This window comes from Janibacter sp. UYMM211, from assembly GCF_040547045.1.
GTDB classification, from domain to species: domain Bacteria; phylum Actinomycetota; class Actinomycetes; order Actinomycetales; family Dermatophilaceae; genus Marihabitans; species Marihabitans melonis.
This window is the reverse complement of record NZ_JBEPOY010000006.1, coordinates 127548-149922: the sequence shown is the minus strand read 5'-3', so window position 1 is coordinate 149922 and position 22375 is coordinate 127548. Positions and strand designations below refer to the sequence as shown.

Genomic DNA, 22375 nt, shown 5'->3' with positions numbered 1-22375 from the left:
CCGTAGGGCTCCCCACCCCTTTGAAGGGGGACGGCGAGGGGCGAAGGGGGACGAGCCCCCTGCGCCCCTCGCCGAGTCATCACGAGGCCGAGGTCACCCGGTGTTGCGCATCCCCGCGGCGATGCCGGAGACCGTGTGCAGGAGCGCACGGCCCAGGCGCGGGTCGTCCTCGCCGTCGCGCTGACGGCGCAGCAGGTCGACCTGCAGGTGGTGCAGCGGCTGGAGGTAGTGCTCGCGGATCTCGAGCGTCGTGCGCAGCGTCGGCTCCCGGTCCAGCAGCGCCGCGTCGCCGGTGACCCGCAGGACCTCGGCGACCGTGCGGTCGAGCTCGGCGGCGATGTCGTCGAGCGTGCCCTCGCCGTCGGGCGCGAGCGCGGCGACGTACTGCCGGGCGATGCCGAGGTCGGTCTTGGCCAGCGTCATCGCGACGTTGTCGAGGAAGGAGCGGAAGAAGGGCCAGCTCTGGTACATCTCGCGCAGGGTCTCGAGGTCCTCGCCGGCAGCAGCCAGTCCCGAGCCCACGCCGTACCAGCCGGGCACGATCTGCCGGCTCTGGGTCCACCCGAAGACCCACGGGATCGCCCGCAGGTCGTCCAGCCCCGCGTCGGCACCGGGCCGGCGCGAGGGACGAGACCCGATCCGCAGCTGCCCGAGCAGGTCGACCGGCGTCGCCGAGAGGAAGTACCCCGCGAGGCCCTCGCGCTCGGTGAGCTCGAGGTAGCGCTCCTGCGCCGCCCCGGCCACCCGATCCATGAGCGCGTCCCAGCGCTCGGTCTCGTCGGCGCTGCGCCGGTGCTCGCGGTGCAGCACGCTCGCCTCGAGCGTCGCGGCGATCATCAGCTCGAGGTTCTGCCGGGCGAGGACGGGCAGCGCGTACTTGTCGGAGATGACCTCGCCCTGCTCGGTGATCTTCACCTCGCCGGCGACGGTGCCCGCGGGCAGCGCGAGGATCGCGTCGTACGTCGGGCCACCACCGCGCCCGACGGAGCCTCCGCGGCCGTGGAAGAAGGTCATCCGCACCCCGAAGCGGGCACCGAGGTCGGTGATGACCCGCTGCGCACGCTGGATCTGCCACTGCGAGGCGGCGATGCCGCCGGACTTGTTCGAGTCCGAGTAGCCCAGCATGACCTCCTGGACGTCGCCGCGCAGGCGCACGACCTCGCGGTAGGACGGCTCGGACAGCAGCGCGGTGATGATCTCCTCGGCCTTGCCGAGCTCCTCGACGGTCTCGAGCAGCGGCACGAAGCCCACCCGGGCCACCCCGGCCTGGATGTCGACGAGACCGGCCTCCCGGCCGAGGACGACCGCGGCGAGCACGTCGTCGGCGTGCCGCGTCATCGAGATGATGTAGCTCTCGACCGTGCGCGCACCGAAGGAGTCCAGCGCCCACACGACCGCGTCGAAGGCCCGCGCCGTCGTCACCGCGTCGCCCTCGAGGGGCAGCGGACGACGGGCCAGCGGCCGCCGGCCGGCGAGCTCGGCCCCGAGGACCCTCATCCGCCCGGGCTGGTCGAGCGCCGCGTACGGCTCGTCGAGGTCGCCGGTGAGGTCGAGCAGCTGCCCGACGGCGTCGTGGTGCTTCGCCGAGTGCTCGCGCACGTCGAGCGCGGCGAGGGTAAGACCGGTCGAGCGCACCGTGCGCACGAGGCGCTCGAGCTCGCCCGCGGCGACGAGCTCGCCCTGGTGCTCGCTCACGGAGCGGTGCAGGACGAGCAGGTCGTCGAGCAGCTCGACGTCGTCGGCGTAGTCCTGGCCCGGCACGTGCGCCTCGCCCCGGCGCACCCGCTCCTGCGTGAGCCCGAGGCGCGCGCCGACCGCGGTGAGGTAGAGCCGGTAGGGCTCCTGGGCGTTGAGCCGGCGGTAGCGCAGCTCGATCTGGGGCAGCTGCTCGAGCATCGTCGCCAGGCGCTCGTCGAGCTCCTCCGACGTCGTCGAGAGGTGGTCGCTCACCGACAGGTCGCGCCGCAGCACGTCGACCCGGTCGCGCAGCAGCCCGATGCCGTGCACCGCCTGCAGGCCGAGCACCTCGCGGGTCACCTCGGGCGTGACGTTGGGGTTGCCGTCGCGGTCGCCACCCATCCACGTGCCGAAGCGCAGCGGCACGGCGTCGAGCGAGAGCCCCGCCCCGGCCTCGCCGAGCTCGTCGCGCAGCTCCTCGACGACGTCGGGCACGGCGGCCCGCGAGAGACCTTCGAGGTAGTAGATGCCGTTGCGCGCCTCGTCGGTCGGCTCGGGAGCCTCGACCCGGATCTCGTCGGTCGCCCACAGCAGGTCGATGCTCTCGGCGAGACGTCGCGTGCGTCGCGTGCTGTCGGGCTCGTCGAGGAGCGCGGCGATGCGGCGCAGCTTGTCGAGCGTCGAGCGTCGGGTCACCTCCGTGGGGTGCGCGGTGAGGACGGGGCGCACGCACACGCGGGCCGCCTCCTCGCCGAGCCGCTCGCCGTCGATCCCCGCCGCGCGGATGCGCTCGACCGCCTGGGCGATCCAGCCGCCCTCCCGGGCGCACTGCTCGACGAGCGCCCGCCCGCGGTGCACCTGCTCGGTGACGTTGGCGAGGTGGAAGTACGCGGTGAAGGCGCGGGCCACCTTCGTCGTGAGGTCGAGGTCGATGGTCGGCAGCTGGGCGAGCGAGCCCTCCTTCGAGTGCGCACGCACCTCCTCGACGAGGTCGAGCAGCTCCTGCCCCTCGGCCCGCACGAGCGTCTGGCCCAGCAGCGAGGTGACGAGCCGGATGTCGCGACGCAGCGCGTCCTCCGGCACCGCGGCACCCGTCGTGGGGTCCTCGGTGGTGAGCGCACCCATGTCGATCTCCCTTCGGTCGGTGCCGACCACGCTAGTCAGCGCGAAGGGGGCCGCGCGCCGGCGTCCGCGAGGGCGGCACGGCGGTGCGGCGCGCCGGGCCGAGCAGGCCCGCCGCGAGCATCCACGTGAGGACGTAGCTGACGAGCAGGAGGACCGAGAGACCGAGGACGAACTGCAGGAGGAAGGGGTTGCCCAGGGGGTCCGAGGCGCGGCTCAGCACGACCGAGACGAGCCCGCCGGGGTTGGTGACGACGTCCCAGGAGTTGAAGCGCGGGAAGCGGCCGAGGTAGACGCCGACGGCGCTCAGCGCGAGCACGAGGATCGCGCCGACCCAGCCCGCGGCGGGCCCCAGGCGACGCGCCACGACCCGATGCACGAGGACGAGCGAGACGAGGCCGAGGGCCAGACCGGTCCCGGCGAAGGTGGCGATGAGCGCCGCGTCGAACCACAGCGGCACCCCGGCCACCGCGCCGAGGTGGATGAAGTCGGTGAGGATGTACGGCGCGTTGGGCAGGAAGGCGAGCCACACCGCGCCGACTCCCAGGAGCAACCAGCCCGGCCGGCCATCGCGGTCGAGGGTCCCGATGAGCAGGGCGAGCACGTACGGCACCCAGGCGAGGAAGAGATTCCACGCGAGGAAGCCGAAGACGAGACCGCTGCCCTCGCCGACCCGGTCGGCCCGCAGCGCGACGAGGCCGCAGGCGGCGAGCGAGCCGAGGACGAGCAGCGTCGTGACCACGGCCACCCATCGGGTCGCCGGGCGGGTGCGCGCAGGGGTGGACGTCAGGCCGCTCATGCGGCGCCAGCCTAGGGGCGTGGCCTGGGCGCGAGGTGGGAGCGTGCTGGCAGGATCGGCGCATGGACCTCGACGAGGCGGTGGGCGAGCTCTACGGGGCCGGGCTCGGCGACTTCGTCGCGGTGCGCACCCGCCTGGCCAAGGAGGCCGGTGGGGACCTGGGCCGCGAGATCAAGGCCCTGCGCAAGCCGACGGTCACCGCATGGCTGCTCAACCTCCTCGCCCGCCGCTCCCCCAAGCTGCTCGCCGAGGTCGGCGAGCTCGGCGAGCGGATGCGCTCGGCCCAGGGCGAAGGGGACGCGGCCGCCCTGCGCGACGCGCGTCCCGAGCGGGACGCCCTCGTGCGACGGGTCGTCGCGGCGGCCCGGGAGGTCGCGAAGGGGGAGGACCGGCAGCTCTCCCCCGCGGGCGAGGACGAGGTCGCCGCTACCGTCGTCGCCGCCCTGGCCGACGAGACGAGCCAGGCGGCGCTGGCGTCGGGGATGCTCGTGCGGGCCCTGCGCTACTCCGGCTTCGGCGAGGTCGACCTCGACGACGCGGTCGCCGCGCGAGCCCGGCTGCGGGTGCTGCCCGGGGGCGCGGCCGGCGCCGGTCGGGGCGAGGGGGACGAGACCACCGAGGCGGAGCAGGCGCAGGAGCCCCCGGAGCCGCCGGAGCCCCCGGAGGCGGCCGAGCTGCGCGAGACCGAGCTGCGGCTGCAGACCGTCGAGGCCGAGGTCGACCTCGCGACCTCGCAGCTCGCCGAGGCCGAGGAGGCGCTCGCCCAGGCCCGGGAGGCGGTGGCGCGGGCACGCGAGCGACTGCGCACGCAGTCGACGGAGCGCGAGCGGCTCACCAAGGAGGCGACCCGGCTGCGGCGTGCCTGCGCCCGAGCAGCCCGGCGGCAGTAGACAATCGCAGGCATGACCGAGCGCGCCACCACCCGACCCGAGACCTCCGCGAACGACTACGGCGTCCTCGAGGCCGAGATGCTCGCCGCCTGGTTCGACGTCGACACCGACGACGTCGAGACCGCGGTCATCCCGCGCCTGGCCCTGGGCCACCACGTCGTCGTCCCCGTCGAGCTGCCCGCCGGCGCCACGACCGCCCCGGTCTCGCAGGCCCCCACAGCGGCGCCCGCTGCCCCCACGGCGGCCCCGCCCGCCCCCGCCGCTGCACCGGCTCCGTCCCCCGTGGCTTCCCCCTCGACCCGCCACCGCCACGCGAGCGCCGAGTCGCTCGACGCGGTGCGCCGCAACCAGGTCGCCCTCGCCGTCGTCGTCACCGCGATCGTCCTCCTCGGTGCCGTCGTCGGGCTCGTCGGCGGGTGGGTCGCCCTCGCCGGGTACGCGCTGCTCGTCGGTGGGCTGCTCCTCGCCCAGCACCTCGTCAACCGTCGCTACACGGCCCGGCACACCCGGCACGTCCCGCGTCACGGCTGAGGCCGCCCGCGGCTCAGACCAGCAGCGCCGCGATCGTCGCGCCGAGCTCGCGGACGCGCGCCCGGGCGTCGTCGTCGACGTCGCCGAGCACCTCGGCGTCCGCCGACGCCTGCGTCCAGCCGAGCGCCCCGACGATGCCGTGGACCGAGCGGACCGCGCCCGTCGTGTCGTAGCGCCCGTGCACGTAGAGCCCGAAGGGGGTGCGCCGCGGCATCCCCGCCGCGCCCTGGCCGTCCGCGTCGAGAGCGCCGCCGACGGCGAGGAAGGTGCTGTCGAAGAAGTGCTTGAGCGCGCCCGACATGTAGCCGAAGTTCGCCGTCGTGCCGAGCACGTAGCCGTCGGCGTCGAGCACGTCCTGCGCCGTCGCCTCGAGCGCGTCGCGCACGACGACCTCGACCCCCTCGATCTCGTCGTCACCGGCGCCTGCGAGCGCTGCGTCGAGCAGGGCGCGCATCGACGACGTGGGCGAGTGGTGCACGACGAGCAACGTGGCCATGCGGTCATGCTGCCAGCGAGGCGGGCCGACCCCGTCGTCGCGGACGGCCGACATTGCCAAAACCCAACGGCTGCGCGGGTACCGGGGACCCTCCCCGTCGCATAGCCTGAGCGCGCTGGAGCAGGGGGCTGCGAGGCTCCCCCACCCGACCCCGCCCTCAGGAGCCCGCGAGCATGAGCATCCCGACCGAGCAGATCCCGCCCGAGCAGACGCGGTCGACCCGGCGTGACGGCGACGTCGCCGCGGCCCCGCCGAAGCTGCGCCGGCGCCCCATGCTCATCGCCGTCTCGGTCATCCTCACCGCGGTCGGCGCGCTCCTCGCCGCGTACCTCCTCACCGAGATCGCGGGCACCAACGAGGTCGTCGCGGTGCGCGAAGGGGTGTCGCGCGGCGAGCAGATCACCGCCGACGACCTCGTCATGGCCAACGTCAGCTACGACAGCGCGGTTCGCCCGCTCCCGTGGTCCGACGCGCGCAAGCTCGAGGGGCTCTACGCGCAGTACGACCTCGCGCCGGGCTCGATCGTCACCCAGGACGCGGTGACCGAAGAGCTCGACGTGCCCGCCGACACCTCTGTCGTCGGTCTCTACCTCGAGCCGGGACGCATGCCGAGCGACATCCTGCGCAACGGCGACCAGGTGCGCGTCGTCTACTCCCTCGACGAGGACCCCGCGGCCAACCCCGACGAGTACCTCGGCTACGTGACGAGCACCCGCCCCGCCACCGACGCCCGCGGGATGATCGTCGACATCCTCGTGCGCGCGGAGGACGCCCCCCGGGTGGCCGCCGCGTCGGGCACGGGCAACGTCTCGCTCGTGCTGAACACCCGCGACCGGGCCGAGCAGGACCTCAACGCCAAGACCGACGGCTTCCCCGTCGACGGGGCGCCGGCGGACGTGCCCGCGGGGTCGACGTCCCCGAGCGGCTCCAGCTCCTCTGGCAGCAGCTCCCCCACCTCCAGCGGGTCGAGCAGCTGATGGCGGTCATCACCCTCTTCTCCGCCGCGGGCGCGCCCGGCGTGACGACGACGGCGCTCGGCCTGGCCCTGGCCTGGCAGCGCCCCGTCTACCTCGTCGACGCCGACGCGACCGGCTCCCCCGCCGTCCTCGCCGGCTACCTCCAGGGCCAGGCGGCGCACGACCGCGGGCTCGTCGAGCTCGCCGTCGCCAACCGGGTCGGCAACCTCAACGCCGCGATCGCCACCGTGGCCATGGAGATCCCCGGCTCCCCCGTCTCCTTCGTCCCCGGCATCCGCTCGCACCAGCAGGCCGCCTCGCTCGTCAACCTCTGGGAGCCGCTCACCGGGGTGCTGCGCGGGATGGAGCAGCGGGGCACGGACGTCGTCGTCGACGCCGGCCGCATCGGTGTGGCCCACTCCGCCCAGCCGCTCGTGCGCTCCGCCGACCTCTCCCTGCTCGTCGTGCGCTCCGACCTGCCGGCCGTCGCCGGCGCCCGCTCCTGGGCGAAGGCGGTGCGCGAGCAGCTGCTGAGCACCGGCTCGGAGGAGAGCCTGGGTCTCGTCGTCGTCGGCTCGGGCCGCCCCTACAGCGCCCGTGAGATCCGCAAGGTCCTCGGGCTGCCGGTCGTCGCCGAGATCGCCTGGGCGCCCGAGGACGCGCTCGTGCTGTCGACGGGGGCGCAGCCGGGCAAGAAGTACGCCTCGGGCGCCTTCCAGCGCAGCCTCGCCGCCGCCGTGAGCTCGGCGCAGGGCGTCATCGCGACGAACCGGCAGCGCCTCAGCTCCGTCCAGCGGAAGGCCGACAGCAATGTCTAAGCACGGACCGACCGACCCCACCTCGCTGCCGCTCTTCGCCGGGGGCGACCTCGACGAGCCGGCACCGCAGGACGCCGACGTCTCCGCCCGGCTCGCCGCGGGTGCGGGCACCTCCTCGCCCTACGCCCGCCACACCGCCGCCCCTCGACCGGCCGTGCCGTCGGTGCCGGGCGACGCCGGCAGCGCACCCCTGCCCGAGGTCGGCCCCCCGCCGTCGGGCACCTTCGCGCCGGACGCCGCGCCGCTGCCCCCTTCGTCGCCCGCACCGCCGTCCGTGAGCCGGGTCCAGGGCGGGTCCCTGCCCGCCGAGGCCGTCCACGGCAGCGACATCGACTGGACCCAGGTCGCCGACCTGCGCACCCAGGCCTCGGAGATGCTCACCGGCGCGCTGCACGACCGGAGCAACCTCACGACGGCGCAGCAGCGCGAGCTCGGCCGGGCGATCATCATGGAGCTGCTGCAGACCACCGCCGCCGAGCACCTCGCCACCGGTCGGCGTGCGTGGTCGCTCGACGAGCAGGAGCGGGTCGCCGAGGCCGTCTTCAACGCGCTCTTCGGGCTCGGACGGCTGCAGCCCCTCGTCGACGACGAGCGCGTCGAGAACATCGAGATCACCGGGTGCGACCAGGTGATGCTCGAGTACACCGACGGCACGCTGCGGCCGGGCCCGCCCGTCGCCGAGACCGACCAGGAGCTCATCGACTTCCTCGTCTTCCTCGCCAGCCGCTCCGAGGTCAACGCCCGGCCCTTCTCCGAGGCCCAGCCGCGGCTGCACATGCGGCTCGACGGCGGTGCCCGTCTCGCCGCGACCGCCTGGGTCACCCCGCGACCCTCGCTCGTCATCCGGCGCCACCGGCTGCGCGAGATCACCCTCGAGGAGCTCGCGCAGCGCGGGATGCTCGACATGACGGCCGTGTCCTTCCTGCGCGCCGCGGTCCGGGCGAAGAAGAGCATCGTCGTCGCCGGCCCCCAGGGCGCGGGCAAGACGACGATGGTCCGGGCGCTGTGCGCCGAGCTCGACCCGTGGGAGCGGATCGGCACCTTCGAGACCGAGTACGAGCTGCACCTGCACGAGCTGCCGGAGAAGCACCGGCGGATCGTCGCGTGGGAGTCGCGGCCCGGCTCCGGCGAGGTCGGCCCCGACGGGCGCCAGGCCGGCGAGATCCCGCTCGACGACCTGCTCTACGACTCCTTCCGCTTCAACCTCTCGCGCCAGATCGTCGGAGAGGTCCGCGGGCGCGAGGTGCTCGCGATGATCAAGGCGATGCAGTCGGGCTCGGGCTCGATCAGCACGACCCACTCCGCCAACGCCGTGGGCGCGATCCGCAAGCTCATCACCTGCGCGATGGAGGCCGGCTCGCACGTCACCGAGGCCTACGCGCAGCGTGCCATCGCCGAGCACATCAACGTCATCGTCCAGCTGCACCTCGACACCCAGTCCTCGCCCGACGGCGAGTCCCGCCGCGAGCGCTACATCAGCGAGATCGTCGTCGTGCAGCCCGGCGAGGACGGGGCGGCGACGACGCACGTCTACCAGCCCAACCCCAACGGCGGCCCGCCCGTGCCGGGAGTGCTCCCCGACGACTACCGCGAGCTCGAGCGCTACGGCTTCGACATCGCCGACTACTTCGCCCGGAGCTCGGCGTGATCTGGCTCTGGTCGCTGCTCGTCGGCGCGATCTTCGCGCTGGCGGTCGTGACCTTCGTCCTCGGCGTGCGCAAGACCCCGGTCCGGGTCAAGCAGCCGGCCGTCGCCCGCGCGCGGGACGACTCGCGGTGGGGCCGACTGCCCAGGCGCACCCAGCAGCTCGCGGTCGCCTCGGTCGTGCTCGGGCTCGTCATCGCCCTGCTCACCGGCTGGGTCATCGCCATGGTCATCCTGCCGGCCCTCGTCCTCGGGCTGCCCTGGCTGCTCGGGTCGGGCGACGCCGACCAACGCATCGAGCGGCTCGAGGCGATGGAGGAGTGGACCCGCTCGCTCGCCGGCGTCCTCACCGTCGGCGTCGGTCTCGAGCAGGCCATCATCGCGACCCTGCGCAGCGCGCCCAAGGCCATCCAGCCGGAGGTCCGCCTGCTCGCCGCCCGGCTGCGCGCCCGCTGGCCCACGGGCGACGCGCTGCGCGCCTTCGCCGACGACCTCGACGACTCCACCGGCGACCTCCTCGCCGCCAACCTCCTGCTCGGCGCCCAGCGTCGCGGTGCGGGCCTGGCCAGCGTCCTCGAGTCGGTGGCGATGTCGGTCGCCGAGGACGTGCGGGCCCGCCGGATGATCGAGGCCGACCGCGCCAAGCCCCGCGCGACGGCCCGCTGGGTCACGATCATCACGATGGTCGTCCTCGGCGTCCTCTTCCTCACCAACGAGTACGTCGAGCCGTACAAGAGCGGGGTCGGGCAGATCGCCCTGGGCTTCCTCCTCAGCCTGTACGTCGCCGCCCTCGTGTGGATGAAGCAGATGGCCAAGGGCAAGGAGCTGCCCCGCTTCATCGGCACGGCCGTGGCCGAGGAGGCCGACGCATGACCACCGGCGACCTGCCCCTCATGCTCCTCGCCGGCGCCCTCGTCGGGCTCGGGCTGTCGATGCTGCTGTGGCGCGTTCGACCCGCCCAGGTCGACCTCTCCTCCGCGCTGGACCGGCTCTCGCCGGAGCGCTCGCTCGCCGAGGAGGACCGCACGCAGCGCGCGGGCACGGACGCCGATGCGAAGGACACGCTCGGCCGCTGGGCCATGCGCACGCTGCCGCTCGACGCGCTCGGCGCGGTGCCGACCAAGGAGCTGGCCCTCCTGCGCATCCCCGTGCACCGCTTCTTCGGCGAGAAGGTGCTCTTCGCCGTCGTCGGGCTGGTCATCCCCTTCGCGCTGATGATCCTCTTCTCCGCCGTCGGGCTCGCCGTCCCGGTCTTCTTCGCGATCATGGGAGCGCTGCTCCTGGGCAGCCTGATGTTCTTCCTGCCCGACTACAACGTGCGCGACGACGCCGCGAAGGCGCGCAAGGAGTTCGGCCGCGCGCTCGCCTCCTACATCGACCTGGTCGCGCTGGAGCGCAACGCCGGGTCCGGCCCGCGGCAGGCGATGGAGATCGCAGCGGGCATCGGCGACGCGTGGGTCTTCCGCCGCATCGGCGAGGAGCTGGCCCGCTCGCGCTGGTCCGGCCAGCCCCCGTGGGACGCGCTGCGCAAGCTCTCCGACGACCTCGGGCTGCCCGAGCTCGCCGACCTCGCCGACATCATGCGGCTCTCCGGCGAGGAGGGTGCCCAGGTCTACACGACGCTGCGCGCCCGCAGCCAGAGCATGCGCACCGCCGAGCTGAACTCCGCTCTCGCAGAGGCGAACGCGACCGGCGAGCGGCTCTCGATCCCGATGTCCACCCTCGGCCTGATCTTCATGGCCATCCTCGTCACCCCCGCGCTGCTGCGGATCGTGGGGTCGTGATGAGACCACCGACGACGGGGACTCTTCCCCGTTCCACCGCGGGGTCGCACCCCGTTACCCTCGTTATGCCGGGGGTTCGGTCTGTCGCCCTCGCATGCCCTCGAACCTCAGAGCAGGAGCAGCCATGATCGCGCTGATCACCACCCTCCAGATCCTCGGCCTGCGGGCCACGGACCACACCGCCGACCAGGTCGGCGTCCTGCGCCGGGCCAGGGAGGACCGCGGCTCGGTGACCATCGAGCAGGTCCTGTGGGCGGTCGCGGCCATCGCCATCGCCACCCTCGTCGTCGTCGCCGTGCGCGGCTTCGTGACCGACAAGGCCAACGAGATCAAGTGACGCGCGGGCAGGGGGGGCGCGCCCGCCGGGCGCGCGAGCGAGGGTCGGTCTCCATCGAGATGGTGATCCTCTTCCCCCTTGCCCTCACGCTGCTCTTCGTCACCGTCCAGGGCGCGATCTACTACCACGCCCGCGGGGTGGCCATGGCCTCCGCGCAGGAGGGTGCCCGCGACGCGGCGGCGAAGGGGTCGAGCGACAGCCTCGGCCAGGAGGCGGCGATGTCCTTCGCCGGGCGAGCCGGCGGCGACGGCATCCTCGGCTCGCCCGAGGTGAGCGTCGAGCGCACCGACGACGCGGTGACGGTGACCGTCACGGGCACGACCCTGTCGGTCATCCCCGGCTGGGACCCGAAGGTCACCCAGTCCTCGACCCGCCCGCTCGAGGACTTCTCGGCCCCCCGCAACCCGGTCAACCCCGACGGGGTCGGCGAAGGGGGACCCGAGGACCCAGCGGAGCCGCTGCCGATCGGCGGTGCGGGCCCGTGACCCGGCGTGCACGGGTGCGCGACGAGCGGGGGTCGACCTCGATCGAGCTCGTCATCCTCGGCCCGGCCTTCGTGCTGCTCCTCGCGATGCTCATCATCGGCGGACGGGTCGCCATCGCCAAGCAGGCGATCGGCAACGCCGCCTCCGAGGCGGCACGCTCGGCCACGCTCAGCCGCGGCGAGGACGCCGCGACGGCCAACGCGCAGCGCGCCGCCGACGAGTACCTCGCCGAGCAGGACCTCCAGTGCCGCGGGACCCCTGCCGTGACGGTCGACCTCGCGGCCTTCCGCACCGACCCCGGCACCCCGGCCGAGGTCGCCGTGACCGTCAGCTGCCAGGTCGACATCTCCGGGGTCGAGATCCCGGGCCTGGGCGACGTGACGCTCGAGGGCTCGGCGACGAGCCCGCTCGACGTCTACCGGGAGCGCTGAGCCGTGGTCCGTCCCCCCCTTCGCCGGTCCTTCCGAGACGACCGCGGGTCGCTCTCGGCCTACTTCATCAGCGCGACCCTGGCCGTCATCCCGCTCCTCGGGCTCGTCGTCGACGGCGGCGGTCAGGTCCGGGCGACACAGCGGGCCGATCTCGTCGCCGACGAGGCGGCGCGTGCGGCCGGCCAGCAGCTCGAGGCCGGCGACGCGATCCAGGGGGACCGCGTCGTGCTCGACAACCGCTCGACCCAGGCCGCGCGCGACTACGTCGTCGCGCAGGGTCTCGAGGTCGACTCGGTCGTCCTCGAGCCGGGTGGTCGCGAGATCACCGTGCGGACCCGCGCGACCTACGAGCCGGTCTTCCTCGGCGCCATCGGCCTCGGCCCGTGGACCGTCGAGGGCGAGTCGACCGCCACCCTGGCCCAGACCGATCTCGACGGCGAGGAGTACCGGCGATGAGACGTCTGCGGGGTCTGCTCGCGCTCGTCGGGATCCTCGCGATCCTCGGCGGCGTCCCGTGGCTGCTGCTCGCGATCGGGGCGAGCCCCGTGCCGTCGTCGACCCCGCAGGTCGGCGAGATCTGGGACGCCGTGCGCCAGCCCGCCGATGGCGCCGTCTTCCGCACGATCTTCACCTACGCAGCCTGGCTGGCCTGGCTCTTCTTCGCGCTGTGCATCGTCGTCGAGGTCGTCGCCCGGCTCGCCGGCGCGCAGGCGCCCGACCTGCCGGGCCTGTCCCTGCCGCAGGGCATGGCCCGCAGCCTCGTCGCGACGGCCGCCCTGCTCTTCATCGCCGCTCCGGCCGTGACGAGCGTGGCCGGCAGCGCGAGCGCGTCCCCGGGCGGCGGTGCGGCGAGCGCCGCCACGGCCAGCGCGACGGCGAGCGTCGTCGCCGACCAGGCGGGCGGGGCGGCGGCGGTCGCGAGCACGACCGCCGAGGTCGGCGGCGGTGCGTCCGACGACGCCGCGAGCTCCGTCGAGGCCGGACCAGAGGTCGCCACCCGCACGCACACGGTCGCGCAGGGCGAGACGCTGTGGTCGATCGCCGAGCAGCACCTCGGCGACGGCGCCCGGTACGACGAGATCCTCGAGCTCAACCCCGGCATCTCCTCGCACTGGATCACCCCCGGCGCCGAGCTCCAGGTCCCCGACGAGACGCCCGCGCCCTCCGCCGACGACGCCGGTCACGAGGTGACCGTCCAGCCCGGCGACACCCTGTGGGAGATCGCCGAGGACGAGCTCGGAGACGGCTCGCGGTACGACGAGATCGCCCAGGCCTCCTCGGACCTCGAGCAGCCCGGTGGCGAGCGGCTCACCGACCCCGACCTCATCAAGCCCGGCTGGCAGCTCTCCGTCCCCGGCGGCACGGGGTCCGACGGCACAGGGTCCGGCGGCGCCGACTCTGACAGCACCGCGTCCGACGCCGGGACCGCGTCCCCCGGTGCGGCCGGGTCGGCCGAGACCGCGCCGTCCACGACGGCGCCGTCCTCCCCCACGACCGACGACGACCCGGCCGCTGACGTGCCGGATGACCTGGGCGCCGAGACCGCCGCCGATGCCCGGTCCGCGGTCACCGCGGGCGACGCCGCGACGACCGTCGGGCAGACCGCGGCTGCCACCCCGGCGACCGGCGAGTCCTCCGAGACCGCCGACCCGGTGCTCGTCGCCGACCCCGACGACGGCTGGGCCGGCACGGCCATCGGCATCGGCGGGCTCACCGCCGTCGGCCTGCTCGGGCTGCTCGGCGCGGCCCGCCGACGGGGCCTGCGAGCCGGCCGCCGGACGAGCGAGACGACGCCGCTCGAGGGCGCCCTGCGCCTGGCAGCGGAGGGCCACTCTCGCGACACGGTCGACCTCGCGCTGCGCGATCTCGCCCGGGCGGCCGCCGCCCAGGACGTCGCGCTGCCTGGCCTGCAGTCGGTGCGGCTGACCCGCCACCACGTCGACGTGCAGCTCGACAGCCCGTTCGTGCTCCCCGCGCCGTGGACGTCGACCGCCGACCCCCGGGTCTGGACCCTGGCGGCGGAGCGCGCCCGTGGGCTCGACGCCCTCGCCCTGGCCCAGGTGCCCCCGCCGTACCCGGCGCTCGTCTCCCTCGGGACCGACGCCGAGGACGCCCACGTGCTCGTCGACCTCGCGCACGCGCAGACCCTCGCCGTCGTCGGCGAGCAGCGCACGACCCGCGCGGTCGTCGCCGCCCTCGCCCTCGACCTCGCCGGCAGCGCGTGGGCCGACCGGACGACGATCACCGTCGTCGGCGGCGACCCCGCGCTCGTCGACGCCATCGGTTCTCCCCGCCTGCGGTACGTGCCCGACGCGACCGGCTACTTCGTCGCCGCGGGCGTCACCGCCGAGACGACGGCGCGCGAGGTCGTGCTCGTGAGCGGCGAGCCGAGCGCGGCCGACCGCGACCGGCTCGTGCGGGCGGCAGCCAGCTCGCCGCGCATCGCCCTCGTGCACACGAGCGAGACCCCCGTCGACGGTCTGTGGTCGCTGTCGGTGGGCGCCGACCCCGACGCCGCGGTCCTCGCCCCCAGCCAGCTGCAGCTGCGCGCCCAGCGTGCCGACGACGCCTTGGTCGCCGCCGTCGTCGAGCTCTTCCAGCTCGCCGTGCAGTCCGACGACTACTGGGCGCCGGCGCAGGAGCCGACGCTGGCCACCGTCGGCGCGGCCGCGGCCGCGATGGGCTCGCCCGGCGTCGTCCTCGACGACGACGGCCGGGTCGTCGTCAGCAGCGAGGACGACCAGCCCACCCGACGCCACGTCGACGAGATCACGGCGGCGCGACGGGTCCCCCTTCGCTGGAACACCCCGGTCGTCGCGACCTCCGGGCGCGCTGCCGACGAGGACACCGCTGCCCTCGTCGAGACGGTGCGGCGGGCGACCGACAGCTCGTGGACCGCGACGGCGAGCACTCCCCGCTGGCTGAGCAACCAGGTGACGCCGACCCCCGGGGTGCCGCTGCCGCCGGTCGTCGCCTTCCCGCTGCGCGACGCCGACCTCGCCGCGCAGGTGGCCGGGCCCGTCCTGCGCCTCCTCGGCCCCGTCGACATCGACCACGGGCCCGAGGTGCGCGAGGTGCACCGCGCGCGGCTCACCGAGCTGGCGGCCTACCTCCACCTGCACCCCGGCGCGAGCGACGCCGAGCTCGACGACGCGATGTGGCCCAACCGCAGCGGGCACGACCACGCCCGCGCCCGGCTCGGCGCCCTCGCCGCGCTCGGCGACTGGATCGGCGAGCTCGCGCCGCAGCGCGGTGCCCACGACCTCACCGGGGCACCGGAGTCGGGCCGGGCCGCTGCTGCCGCGCTGCCGTCCGACTGGGACATCTGGCAGCGCCTGCTGCCCGGCCAGACCGGCTCGGCCCAGACCACCCATCTCGAGCAGGCCCTCGGCCTCGTGCGAGGGCGCCCCTTCGTCGGGTCGCGATCGCGCCACTACCTCTGGGCGGCACCCCTACGCGCGACGATGATCGAGGCCATCTGCGAGGCCGCGGCTGAGCTCGCCAGACGCCGCCTGCTCGAGGGCCGGGTGAGCGCCGCCTACGACGCGACCGTCGTCGGCCTCACCGTCGAGCCGCATGCCGAGCCGCTGTGGCGCCTGCAGGTCCTCGCCGCCCACGAGCTCGACGACGAGCTGCTCGAGGGGGCCGTCGCCGGTCTGCGCGAGCTCGGCGGCACCGACGACGCCGAGCTCGACACCGGGTCGCGCCGGCTGCTCGAGCAGGTCGACCAGCTCGAGCGCACCCATGCCGTGCGAGGCGTCGGATGACCTCATCGAAGGAGCACCGCCCCATGCCCCGTAGCCACCCGCGTCGACGCCGTCGAACCGCGCGTCTGCTGTCGGTCCTGTCTGCGACAGCTCTCCTGCTGGTCACCGCCCTCGCGGTCGCGCCGAGCAGCCAGGCAGAGATCTGCAGCAAGCTCGGCCTGGAGGCCAAGTGCCGGCTCGTCCTCGGGGAACCCGGAGGCGATGGCGGCAAGGGCGGCGGCAAGAAGCGCCCCCTCTGCCACCGGGGCGCCCCGGCGTACAACCCCATCGGCTGCTTCAGCTCGGTTGGCCCGTGGAGCAACGAGCGTCAGTGCTACCTCGGCGAGAACAACGACGAGCTCGACTACTCCCGCCCGGAGTGGGAGGGCCACACGACGGGACGTCTCTACGACTGCGTCAACAGCGAGGGCCTCACCATCGGGACGTACTGGTACGAGAACCCGCCGCAGATCGAGGGGTGGAACGCTCGCAGCACGGCCCAGACGGTGCTCGGCCTGAGGTTCATCGCCTTTCCTCTCGGGCTGGCCCCCAGTGCCCGGCGTTACGCCGAGGGCAGCGCCGGCGTCGTCGGCATGCCGGTGTGGATGTGGGCCGCCGGCCAGTACCTCTACACCTACGCCGACCCGCCCGTCACGGTGCGCGAGCCCGGCACCCCCTACTACGTCACCGCCGGGACCTCGCACACGACGTGGGACATGGGCGACGGCACGACCGTGCGCTGCAAGAAGGGCACCGAGTACTTCCCGTCCTTCAAGCTGCGCGACTCCCCGACGTGCGGGCACCGGTACAAGGAGCCCGGGTACTACCGGGTGACGATCCGCACCTATTGGAAGATCGAGTGGGTCGATGCCAACGGCTACGACGAAGAGGAGCTGGAGTTCGAGCGGTCCGCCGTCATCCGCGTCCTCGAGTCGCAGACGGTCAACGCGGCATGAGGACGTCACGTCCGCTCGCGCTCGTCGCCGCGGCCGGTCTCGTCGTGCTCGCCGGCTGCGCGCAGGAGCCCACCCCGCTCGTCGTGCGAACCGGCGGGGTGGACCGCGCCCCGGTCGAGGAGATCTCGCCCGAGGACGACGCCCGACAGCGGGCGAAGGGGGTCGTCACGGGCTACTTCGCGAGCGCCGACGGCATCTTCGACAACCCGTCTGCCGACCCCGGCGGCGCCACCCTCGAGGCGGTCGCCGAGGGCTCAGCGAAGACCGTCGCGTCGACCCGGGCGAACCGGCTGATCCTGGCCGAGCGGGCGCAGACCGGCCGCACCGAGATCACCGACCTCACGGTCACCTCTCTCGACCTCACCTTCGACGACTCGAAGAAGATCACCGTGTGGCCCACGGTGCGTCTGTCCGGGTGCATCGACCGCTCCGCGCTCAAGACCGTCGACGCCTCGGGCTCACCGGTGAAGGACCCCGCCCTGCGCAGCGTCCGCGCGACCTTCTCGGTGCGCAACACCTCCTGGCCCTCCCGCGACGGATGGCGGCTGTCATGGTTCAAGGAGAGCAAGACCCCCTGCTGATCCCCCTTCGCACTTTCCCGCCCAGGGCGGGAAGGTTCGACCTCGGGCAAGAACATTTCCTTCCCGAAGTCGCATGTTCCCGCCCTGGGCGGGAAAGCTGAGGCGGCCGGTCAGGGCGAAGGGGGGACGAGGCGGCCGTCGGCCATCCGCACGACGTCGTCGGCGACGACCTCGGCCTCGGCATGGTCGTGGGTGACGAGCACGCCCGTCGTGCCGGTCTCGACGAGCACCTCGCGCAGGTCGGCGGCGAGGCGCTCGCGCAGCTCGCGGTCGAGCGCGGACAGCGGCTCGTCGAGCAGGAGCAGCCGGGGGCGGGCGCCGAGCGCGCGGGCCAGCGCCACGCGCTGCTGCTGCCCGCCGCTGAGGGTCAGCGGGTCGTCGTCACCGCGCCCCGACAGACCTACCAGCTCGAGCAGCCGGTCGACCTCACGGGTGAGCTCGGCGCCACGCAGACCCTGCAGCCGCAGGCCGTACCCGACGTTGCGTGCCACCGACAGGTGCCCGAAGAGCTGCCCGTCCTGGAACATCATCGCGAAGCCGCGCCGGTGCGTCGGCGTCGTCGCGAGGTCCGCCCCGTCCCAGCGCACCTGCCCGGCGGCCAGCGGCTCGAGCCCGGCGACGGCGCGCAGCAGGGTCGACTTGCCACAGCCCGAGGGCCCGAGCACGGCGAGGACCTGCCCGGTCGGCAGGTGCAGGTTCACGTCGTCGACGGCGGTCAGCGCGCCGAAGCGCACGGTGACGCCGTCGAGGGCGAGGCCGGGTCCCCCGTCGCTCATCAGAAGGCCCCCACGGAGGACAGCCGCAGCCGCTCGACGAGGCCCATGACGGCGACGGTGACCGCGGCGAGGAGGACGGCGGCGGCCATCGCGCCGCCCTGCGCCTCCGCGCCGGGCCGCCCCATGAGCGTGTAGACGAGCACGGGCAGGGTCGGCTCGTCGGGCCGGGCGAGGAAGGCGGTCGCGCCGAACTCGCCGAGCGAGACCGCGAGCGCGAAGCCGACGGCCGCGAGCAGCGGGCGCCACAGCACGGGCAGCTCGACCGTCGCCCAGGCGCGAAGGGGGCCCGCCCCGAGCGTCGCCGCGGCCTCGCCCTGACGGCGGTCGACGTCCCGCAGCACCGGGGCGATGGTGCGCACGACGAGGGGCAGGGCGACCATCGCCTGCGCGACGGGCACGAGCAGCGGCGTCGAGCGCAGGTCGAGCGGCGGGCGGTCGAGGGTGATGAGGAAGCCGAAGCCGATGGTCACCGCGGAGACGCCGAGCGGCAGCATGAAGGTCGCGTCGAGGGTGGCGAGGACCGAGCGACCCCGCCGCGAGCGCGGACGTCGCGTCACGGCGAGGGCGACGAGCAGGCCGAGCACGAGCGCGAGGAGCGCGGCGTCGACGGCGATCCGCCACGACGTGCCGAGCGCGTGCCAGGCCGAGGCCCCGGTGCCGGGCACCTCGCTCGTCAGCTGGGCGTAGTTCGCGAGCGTCCACGTCGACCCCCGGCGCAGCGAGCGCACGACGCCGCCGACGAGCGGCGCGAGGACGAGGAGCACGGCGACGGCGGCGACGACGAGAGCAGGCAGGTGGCGGCGGGCGACCGGCACGCGCGGGACGCTCGCGCGGGAGCGACGACGCACCCCCCGCGCGCGGCTGCGCGTGCGCTCGGAGAGCACGAGCAGGGTGACGACGACGACGAGCTGCAGCACGCTGAGCACCGCCGCGCCCTGCAGGTCGAGCAGCGAGGTCGTCAGCAGGTAGATCTCGGTCTCGACCGTCGCGTAGCGCAGCCCGCCGAGGGTGAGCACGACGCCGAAGGCCGTGGAGCAGAAGAGGAAGACGACGCTCGCCGCCGAGACGACGGCGGGGCGAAGGGCGGGCATCGTCACCGTGCGCAGGACGTGCCCGGGCGAGGCGCCGAGGGCGGCAGCGGCCTGGGCGGTGCGCGGGTCGAGCCCGTCCCACGCGGCGCCGACCGTGCGCACGACGACGGCGACGTTGAAGAAGACCATCGCGAGCAGGATCGCCACCCAGGACCCGTCGAGGCCGAGGACGCCGAGCGGGCCGGACGAGGCGAGCAGCCCGCGCCACAGCACGCCCACGACGACCGTCGGCATGACGAAGGGCATGACGACGAGCGCACGCAGCAGTCCCGCGCCGGGGACCCGCAGCCGGTGCAGGACGTAGGCCGTCGGCACACCGAGCGCGAGCGTCACCGCTGTCGCGAGCGTCGAGATGCCGGCGGTGAAGGCGAGCACCCGGGCCGTGCGAGACCGGCCGAGGACGTCACCGACGCCGGAGAGGTCGAGCGCCCCGTCGGTGACGAAGCCGCGCCCGAGCATGCCGAGCAGCGGCAGCACGAAGAAGACCGCGAGGAAGGCCAGCGGCAGCAGCGCGAGCAGTGCCGCGGCCGCAGCCGGTGACCCCGCGCGTCTCAGGAGGTGAGGTCCGTCCACTCGCGCACCCACGTCGAGCGCTTCTCCTCGATCGTCGCGGGCTCGACCTCGAAGGGCTCGGGCGCGACCTTCGCCCACCGGGCCCAGTCGCGCGGGAGCTCGACCTCGCCCGAGACCGGGTACATGTACATCGACTCGGGGATGCCGGACTGCACCTGCGGGTCGACCATGAGGTCGACGAGCGCCTGGGCACCGCCCGGCTGCTCGGTGCCGGCGACGACGCCGACGTACTCGACCTGGCGGAAGCACGTGTCGAGCAGGGCCGAGGTCGTCGGCTCGGTCCCGCCCTCGGGCACGGTGAAGGGCGGCGAGCTCGCGTAGGACAGGACGACCGGGCGGTCGCCCTTGCCCTCGCCGGCGGTGAAGTCGACGCCGTAGGCGTCGGACCAGCCGGAGGTGACCTTCGCGCCGTTGTCCATGAGGTCGCGCCAGTAGTCCTGCCAGCCGTCCTCCCCCTTCGCCGCGACGGTCGCGAGGAGGAAGGCGAGACCGGGGCTCGAGCTCGACGCACCCGGCGTGACGAAGAGGTCGCGGTACGCGGGGTCGGTGAGGTCGTCGAGGGTCTTCGGCGGGTCCATCTTCTTCGCGGCGAACCACGCGTCGTCGACGTTGACGCACACGTCGCCGAAGTCGACGGGGGTGAGCACGTCGGCGCCCTCGCCCTCGAGCGCGTACTGGTCGGCGCCCGGGGGCAGCTGCGGCGAGTACGGCGCGAGGACCCCCTCGCTCACCGCTCGCCCGGCGAAGGTGTTGTCGATGCCGAAGACGACATCGGCGACGGGACTGCCCTTGGTGAGCACGAGGCGGTTCGTCACCTGGCCGGCATCACCGGCCGTGACGACCTCCACCGTGCAGCCGGTCTCCTCCTCGAAGTCTGCCGTGACCTCCTCGGGCAGCGAGAAGCTCTCGTGCGCGAGGACGGTGAGGGTGCTGCCGGGCTCGCACGACCTCGAGGCCGCGGTGGTGCTGCTGCCGGAGCCGGCCGACGATCTCTCGCCGCCGCTCCCGCTGTCGGTGCCGGAGCTCAGCGAGCACGCGGCGAGGCTCAGCCCGGTCGCGGCGAGCGCGAGCAGGCGGACGGGACGGGTGGATCGGGTCATCTTCGTGACTCCCTACGCCGGTGCGAACCGGATCAGGTCGGAGGGTCTGCGGCTACCCGCACTCTCAGCGCTGCTCAGCGCTCCCCTGTCGTACGGGCCGAGGATAGCCCAGGCTGTGGCAGAGTGCCGAAAGCAGGCACGACTGCCCAGGTCGGGCGGTCGTGAGCAACGCACGTCGAGGTGAGGAAGTCATGGGCAACGCACTCTGGAAGGTCCTGGGCACCGGTCTGGCCATCGCCGCGGGCACGATCGCCAACAAGGTCGTCACCGCCGCCTGGAAGAAGGCCGGCCGCGACGTCGACATCGACCCGCGCAACCCCGAGAGCCCCGTCGGCGAGGCGCTCGTCTACGCCGCCCTCGCCGGTCTGGCCATGGGCCTGGCCCGCACGATGGCCACCCGCAAGGCTGCGCAGCTCTACCAGCGCTCCGCCGGTCACCTGCCCAAGGACATGCAGCAGGGCGGCGCCTGAGCGATCCGCGTCGGAGCCCCGTCCGTAGGGTGGGGCCCATGATGCGTGCGATCGAGATCACTGAGCCCGGAGAGCCCGACGTCCTGCAGGTCACGGAGGTCGAGCGCCCCGTCGCCGGTCCCGGCCAGGTCGTCATCGACGTGGCCGCGGCCGGGGTCAACCGGGCCGACCTCTTCCAGCGCAAGGGCGCCTACCCGCCGCCCCCCGGAGCCTCCCCGCTGCCCGGTCTCGAGGTGAGCGGCACCGTCGCGGAGATCGGCGAAGGGGTCGAGGGCCTCGCCGTCGGCGACGAGGTCTGCGCGCTGCTCGACGGGGGCGGCTACGCCGAGGCGGTGGCCGTCGCGGCCACCCAGGTCCTCCCGGTGCCCGCGGGCGTCTCGCTCGTCGACGCGGCCGGTCTGCCCGAGGTCGTCTGCACCGTGTGGAGCAACGTCTTCATGACCGCCGTCCTCCAGCCCGGCGAGACCCTGCTCATCCACGGGGGCTCCTCCGGCATCGGGACGACGGCGATCCAGCTCGCGAAGGCCGCCGGCGCCCGCGTCGCCGTCACCGCCGGCTCGCAGGCCAAGCTCGACGCCTGCCGCGAGCTCGGTGCCGACATCCTCATCAGCTACAAGGACGAGGACTTCGTCGAGCGGCTCAAGGAGGAGACCGACGGCCACGGCGCCGACGTCCTCCTCGACAACATCGGCGCGAAGTACCTCGCCCGCAACATCGACGCTCTTGCGACGAACGGCCGTCTCGTCAACATCGGCCTCATGGGCGGCGCGAAGGCCGAGCTCGACCTCCGGTCGCTCGTGAAGAAGCGGGCCGCGGTCATCGCGACCTCGCTGCGCGCCCGGCCCGCCGCGGAGAAGGCGGCCATCGTCGCCGCGGTCCGCGAGCACGTGTGGCCCCTCATCGAGGACGGCGTCTTCCGCCCGGTCATCCAGGGCACCCACCCGCTCGAGCGTGCCGCCGACGCGCACCGCGAGCTCGAGGAGAGCCAGCACATCGGCAAGGTCCTCCTCGTGCCCTGAGCCCCGGCTCGTCGCGCCCCCGCGGCGCCTCCCCTCTCCCCCTTCGCCCTCGCCGGGCGGAGGGGGAGAGCCGTGCCCGGCCCCATCGGGCCT

General features: G+C 74.1%; 22 protein-coding genes and 1 riboswitch. Of the genes, 16 read left to right on the top strand and 6 right to left on the bottom strand.

What is annotated here, in order from left to right:
- Window positions 1–93: 93 nt before the first annotated feature.
- Both ppc and ABIB53_RS15265 read right to left on the bottom strand, forming a co-directional pair.
- Entirely contained in the window at window positions 94–2802 is a 2709-nt protein-coding gene (ppc, locus tag ABIB53_RS15270; protein WP_354588793.1) for a phosphoenolpyruvate carboxylase, read from the bottom strand.
- A gap of 31 nt (window positions 2803–2833) precedes the next feature.
- Complete coding sequence (locus tag ABIB53_RS15265; RefSeq protein ID WP_123092500.1) at window positions 2834–3598, bottom strand: DUF1361 domain-containing protein; 765 nt, start codon at window positions 3596–3598, stop codon at window positions 2834–2836.
- Window positions 3599–3660: 62 nt separating this feature from the next.
- Between ABIB53_RS15265 and ABIB53_RS15260 the strand changes: the two genes are divergently transcribed.
- Window positions 3661–4488 (top strand): hypothetical protein, encoded by an 828-nt coding sequence (locus tag ABIB53_RS15260; protein WP_354588792.1) that lies wholly within the window; start codon window positions 3661–3663, stop codon window positions 4486–4488.
- Between the two features lie 12 nt (window positions 4489–4500).
- Complete coding sequence (locus ABIB53_RS15255; protein ID WP_354588791.1) at window positions 4501–5019, top strand: hypothetical protein; 519 nt, start codon at window positions 4501–4503, stop codon at window positions 5017–5019.
- Between the two features lie 13 nt (window positions 5020–5032).
- Here the strand turns inward: ABIB53_RS15255 and ABIB53_RS15250 are convergent, their stop codons facing one another.
- Complete coding sequence (locus ABIB53_RS15250; protein ID WP_354588790.1) at window positions 5033–5515, bottom strand: flavodoxin family protein; 483 nt, start codon at window positions 5513–5515, stop codon at window positions 5033–5035.
- Window positions 5516–5688: 173 nt separating this feature from the next.
- Here ABIB53_RS15250 and ABIB53_RS15245 point away from each other — a divergent pair, with 173 nt between their 5' ends.
- The 12 genes from ABIB53_RS15245 (at window position 5689) to ABIB53_RS15190 (ending at window position 17253) form a co-directional block, all read left to right on the top strand.
- Entirely contained in the window at window positions 5689–6492 is an 804-nt protein-coding gene (locus tag ABIB53_RS15245; protein WP_191564057.1) for an SAF domain-containing protein, read from the top strand.
- Window positions 6492–7289 (top strand): CpaE/TadZ family protein, encoded by a 798-nt coding sequence (locus ABIB53_RS15240; RefSeq protein ID WP_354588789.1) that lies wholly within the window; start codon window positions 6492–6494, stop codon window positions 7287–7289. The genes ABIB53_RS15245 and ABIB53_RS15240 overlap by 1 nt, the downstream gene beginning before the upstream one ends.
- Window positions 7282–8937: a TadA family conjugal transfer-associated ATPase gene (locus ABIB53_RS15235; RefSeq protein WP_354588788.1), complete on the top strand. Its 1656-nt coding sequence runs from the start codon at window positions 7282–7284 to the stop codon at window positions 8935–8937. The genes ABIB53_RS15240 and ABIB53_RS15235 overlap by 8 nt, the downstream gene beginning before the upstream one ends.
- A complete protein-coding gene (locus ABIB53_RS15230; RefSeq protein ID WP_229300246.1) occupies window positions 8934–9806 on the top strand; it encodes a type II secretion system F family protein in 873 nt (290 codons plus the stop codon). Before ABIB53_RS15235 ends, ABIB53_RS15230 begins: the two co-directional genes overlap by 4 nt.
- A complete protein-coding gene (locus ABIB53_RS15225) occupies window positions 9803–10717 on the top strand; it encodes a type II secretion system F family protein (protein WP_354588787.1) in 915 nt (304 codons plus the stop codon). The genes ABIB53_RS15230 and ABIB53_RS15225 overlap by 4 nt, the downstream gene beginning before the upstream one ends.
- 124 nt (window positions 10718–10841) lie before the next feature.
- A complete protein-coding gene (locus tag ABIB53_RS15220) occupies window positions 10842–11054 on the top strand; it encodes a hypothetical protein (protein ID WP_229300245.1) in 213 nt (70 codons plus the stop codon).
- Window positions 11051–11539, top strand: coding sequence for a TadE family protein (locus ABIB53_RS15215; RefSeq protein WP_229300244.1), 489 nt, complete (start codon window positions 11051–11053; stop codon window positions 11537–11539). The genes ABIB53_RS15220 and ABIB53_RS15215 overlap by 4 nt, the downstream gene beginning before the upstream one ends.
- A complete protein-coding gene (locus ABIB53_RS15210; RefSeq protein ID WP_191564060.1) occupies window positions 11536–11970 on the top strand; it encodes a TadE/TadG family type IV pilus assembly protein in 435 nt (144 codons plus the stop codon). Before ABIB53_RS15215 ends, ABIB53_RS15210 begins: the two co-directional genes overlap by 4 nt.
- 3 nt (window positions 11971–11973) lie before the next feature.
- On the top strand, window positions 11974–12426 hold the full coding sequence (locus ABIB53_RS15205) for a TadE/TadG family type IV pilus assembly protein (protein WP_191564061.1): 453 nt from the start codon (window positions 11974–11976) through the stop codon (window positions 12424–12426).
- Window positions 12423–15737, top strand: a complete 3315-nt coding sequence (locus ABIB53_RS15200; protein WP_354588786.1) for a LysM peptidoglycan-binding domain-containing protein — start codon at window positions 12423–12425, stop codon at window positions 15735–15737. Before ABIB53_RS15205 ends, ABIB53_RS15200 begins: the two co-directional genes overlap by 4 nt.
- A 23-nt stretch (window positions 15738–15760) precedes the next feature.
- Window positions 15761–16672: a PKD domain-containing protein gene (locus tag ABIB53_RS15195; RefSeq protein ID WP_354588785.1), complete on the top strand. Its 912-nt coding sequence runs from the start codon at window positions 15761–15763 to the stop codon at window positions 16670–16672.
- Window positions 16669–17253, top strand: coding sequence for a hypothetical protein (locus ABIB53_RS15190; protein WP_354588784.1), 585 nt, complete (start codon window positions 16669–16671; stop codon window positions 17251–17253). The genes ABIB53_RS15195 and ABIB53_RS15190 overlap by 4 nt, the downstream gene beginning before the upstream one ends.
- 110 nt (window positions 17254–17363) lie before the next feature.
- On the opposite strand, the gene ABIB53_RS15185 is transcribed toward ABIB53_RS15190, so the two are convergent.
- The 3 genes from ABIB53_RS15185 to ABIB53_RS15175 form a co-directional block, all read right to left on the bottom strand.
- The gene (locus ABIB53_RS15185; RefSeq protein WP_354588783.1) at window positions 17364–18029 is read right to left on the bottom strand and encodes an ABC transporter ATP-binding protein; all 666 of its coding nucleotides are present in this window, start codon (window positions 18027–18029) and stop codon (window positions 17364–17366) included.
- Window positions 18029–19693 carry an ABC transporter permease gene (locus tag ABIB53_RS15180; protein ID WP_354588782.1) on the bottom strand — a complete coding sequence of 555 codons (1665 nt, stop codon included), beginning with the start codon at window positions 19691–19693 and terminating at the stop codon, window positions 18029–18031. Before ABIB53_RS15180 ends, ABIB53_RS15185 begins: the two co-directional genes overlap by 1 nt.
- Window positions 19672–20793 carry a thiamine ABC transporter substrate-binding protein gene (locus ABIB53_RS15175; RefSeq protein ID WP_354588781.1) on the bottom strand — a complete coding sequence of 374 codons (1122 nt, stop codon included), beginning with the start codon at window positions 20791–20793 and terminating at the stop codon, window positions 19672–19674. Before ABIB53_RS15175 ends, ABIB53_RS15180 begins: the two co-directional genes overlap by 22 nt.
- A riboswitch (TPP riboswitch) is annotated at window positions 20786–20890 on the bottom strand. It overlaps the preceding gene by 8 nt.
- Window positions 20891–20984: 94 nt before the next feature.
- Here ABIB53_RS15175 and ABIB53_RS15170 point away from each other — a divergent pair.
- Together ABIB53_RS15170 and ABIB53_RS15165 are read left to right on the top strand one after the other, a co-directional pair.
- A complete protein-coding gene (locus tag ABIB53_RS15170; protein ID WP_068271753.1) occupies window positions 20985–21263 on the top strand; it encodes a DUF4235 domain-containing protein in 279 nt (92 codons plus the stop codon).
- Window positions 21264–21304: 41 nt separating this feature from the next.
- Window positions 21305–22282 (top strand): NAD(P)H-quinone oxidoreductase, encoded by a 978-nt coding sequence (locus ABIB53_RS15165; protein WP_354588818.1) that lies wholly within the window; start codon window positions 21305–21307, stop codon window positions 22280–22282.
- Window positions 22283–22375 lie beyond the last annotated feature (93 nt).

Bases quoted from the DNA above. Each gene is read 5' to 3' on its own strand.
- ABIB53_RS15175 (WP_354588781.1), bottom strand. From the start codon at position 20,793: ATGACCCGATCCACCCGTCCCGTCCGCCTGCTCGCGCTCGCCGCGACC.
- ABIB53_RS15240 (WP_354588789.1), top strand. From the start codon at position 6,492: ATGGCGGTCATCACCCTCTTCTCCGCCGCGGGCGCGCCCGGCGTGACG.
- ABIB53_RS15165 (WP_354588818.1), top strand. From the start codon at position 21,305: ATGCGTGCGATCGAGATCACTGAGCCCGGAGAGCCCGACGTCCTGCAG.
- ABIB53_RS15200 (WP_354588786.1), top strand. From the start codon at position 12,423: ATGAGACGTCTGCGGGGTCTGCTCGCGCTCGTCGGGATCCTCGCGATC.
- ABIB53_RS15265 (WP_123092500.1), bottom strand. From the start codon at position 3,598: ATGAGCGGCCTGACGTCCACCCCTGCGCGCACCCGCCCGGCGACCCGA.
- ABIB53_RS15245 (WP_191564057.1), top strand. From the start codon at position 5,689: ATGAGCATCCCGACCGAGCAGATCCCGCCCGAGCAGACGCGGTCGACC.
- ABIB53_RS15190 (WP_354588784.1), top strand. From the start codon at position 16,669: ATGAGGACGTCACGTCCGCTCGCGCTCGTCGCCGCGGCCGGTCTCGTC.
- ABIB53_RS15170 (WP_068271753.1), top strand. From the start codon at position 20,985: ATGGGCAACGCACTCTGGAAGGTCCTGGGCACCGGTCTGGCCATCGCC.
- ABIB53_RS15250 (WP_354588790.1), bottom strand. From the start codon at position 5,515: ATGGCCACGTTGCTCGTCGTGCACCACTCGCCCACGTCGTCGATGCGC.
- ABIB53_RS15235 (WP_354588788.1), top strand. From the start codon at position 7,282: ATGTCTAAGCACGGACCGACCGACCCCACCTCGCTGCCGCTCTTCGCC.
- ABIB53_RS15260 (WP_354588792.1), top strand. From the start codon at position 3,661: ATGGACCTCGACGAGGCGGTGGGCGAGCTCTACGGGGCCGGGCTCGGC.
- ABIB53_RS15220 (WP_229300245.1), top strand. From the start codon at position 10,842: ATGATCGCGCTGATCACCACCCTCCAGATCCTCGGCCTGCGGGCCACG.
- ABIB53_RS15255 (WP_354588791.1), top strand. From the start codon at position 4,501: ATGACCGAGCGCGCCACCACCCGACCCGAGACCTCCGCGAACGACTAC.
- ABIB53_RS15195 (WP_354588785.1), top strand. From the start codon at position 15,761: ATGCCCCGTAGCCACCCGCGTCGACGCCGTCGAACCGCGCGTCTGCTG.
- ppc (WP_354588793.1), bottom strand. From the start codon at position 2,802: ATGGGTGCGCTCACCACCGAGGACCCCACGACGGGTGCCGCGGTGCCG.
- ABIB53_RS15225 (WP_354588787.1), top strand. From the start codon at position 9,803: ATGACCACCGGCGACCTGCCCCTCATGCTCCTCGCCGGCGCCCTCGTC.
- ABIB53_RS15185 (WP_354588783.1), bottom strand. From the start codon at position 18,029: ATGAGCGACGGGGGACCCGGCCTCGCCCTCGACGGCGTCACCGTGCGC.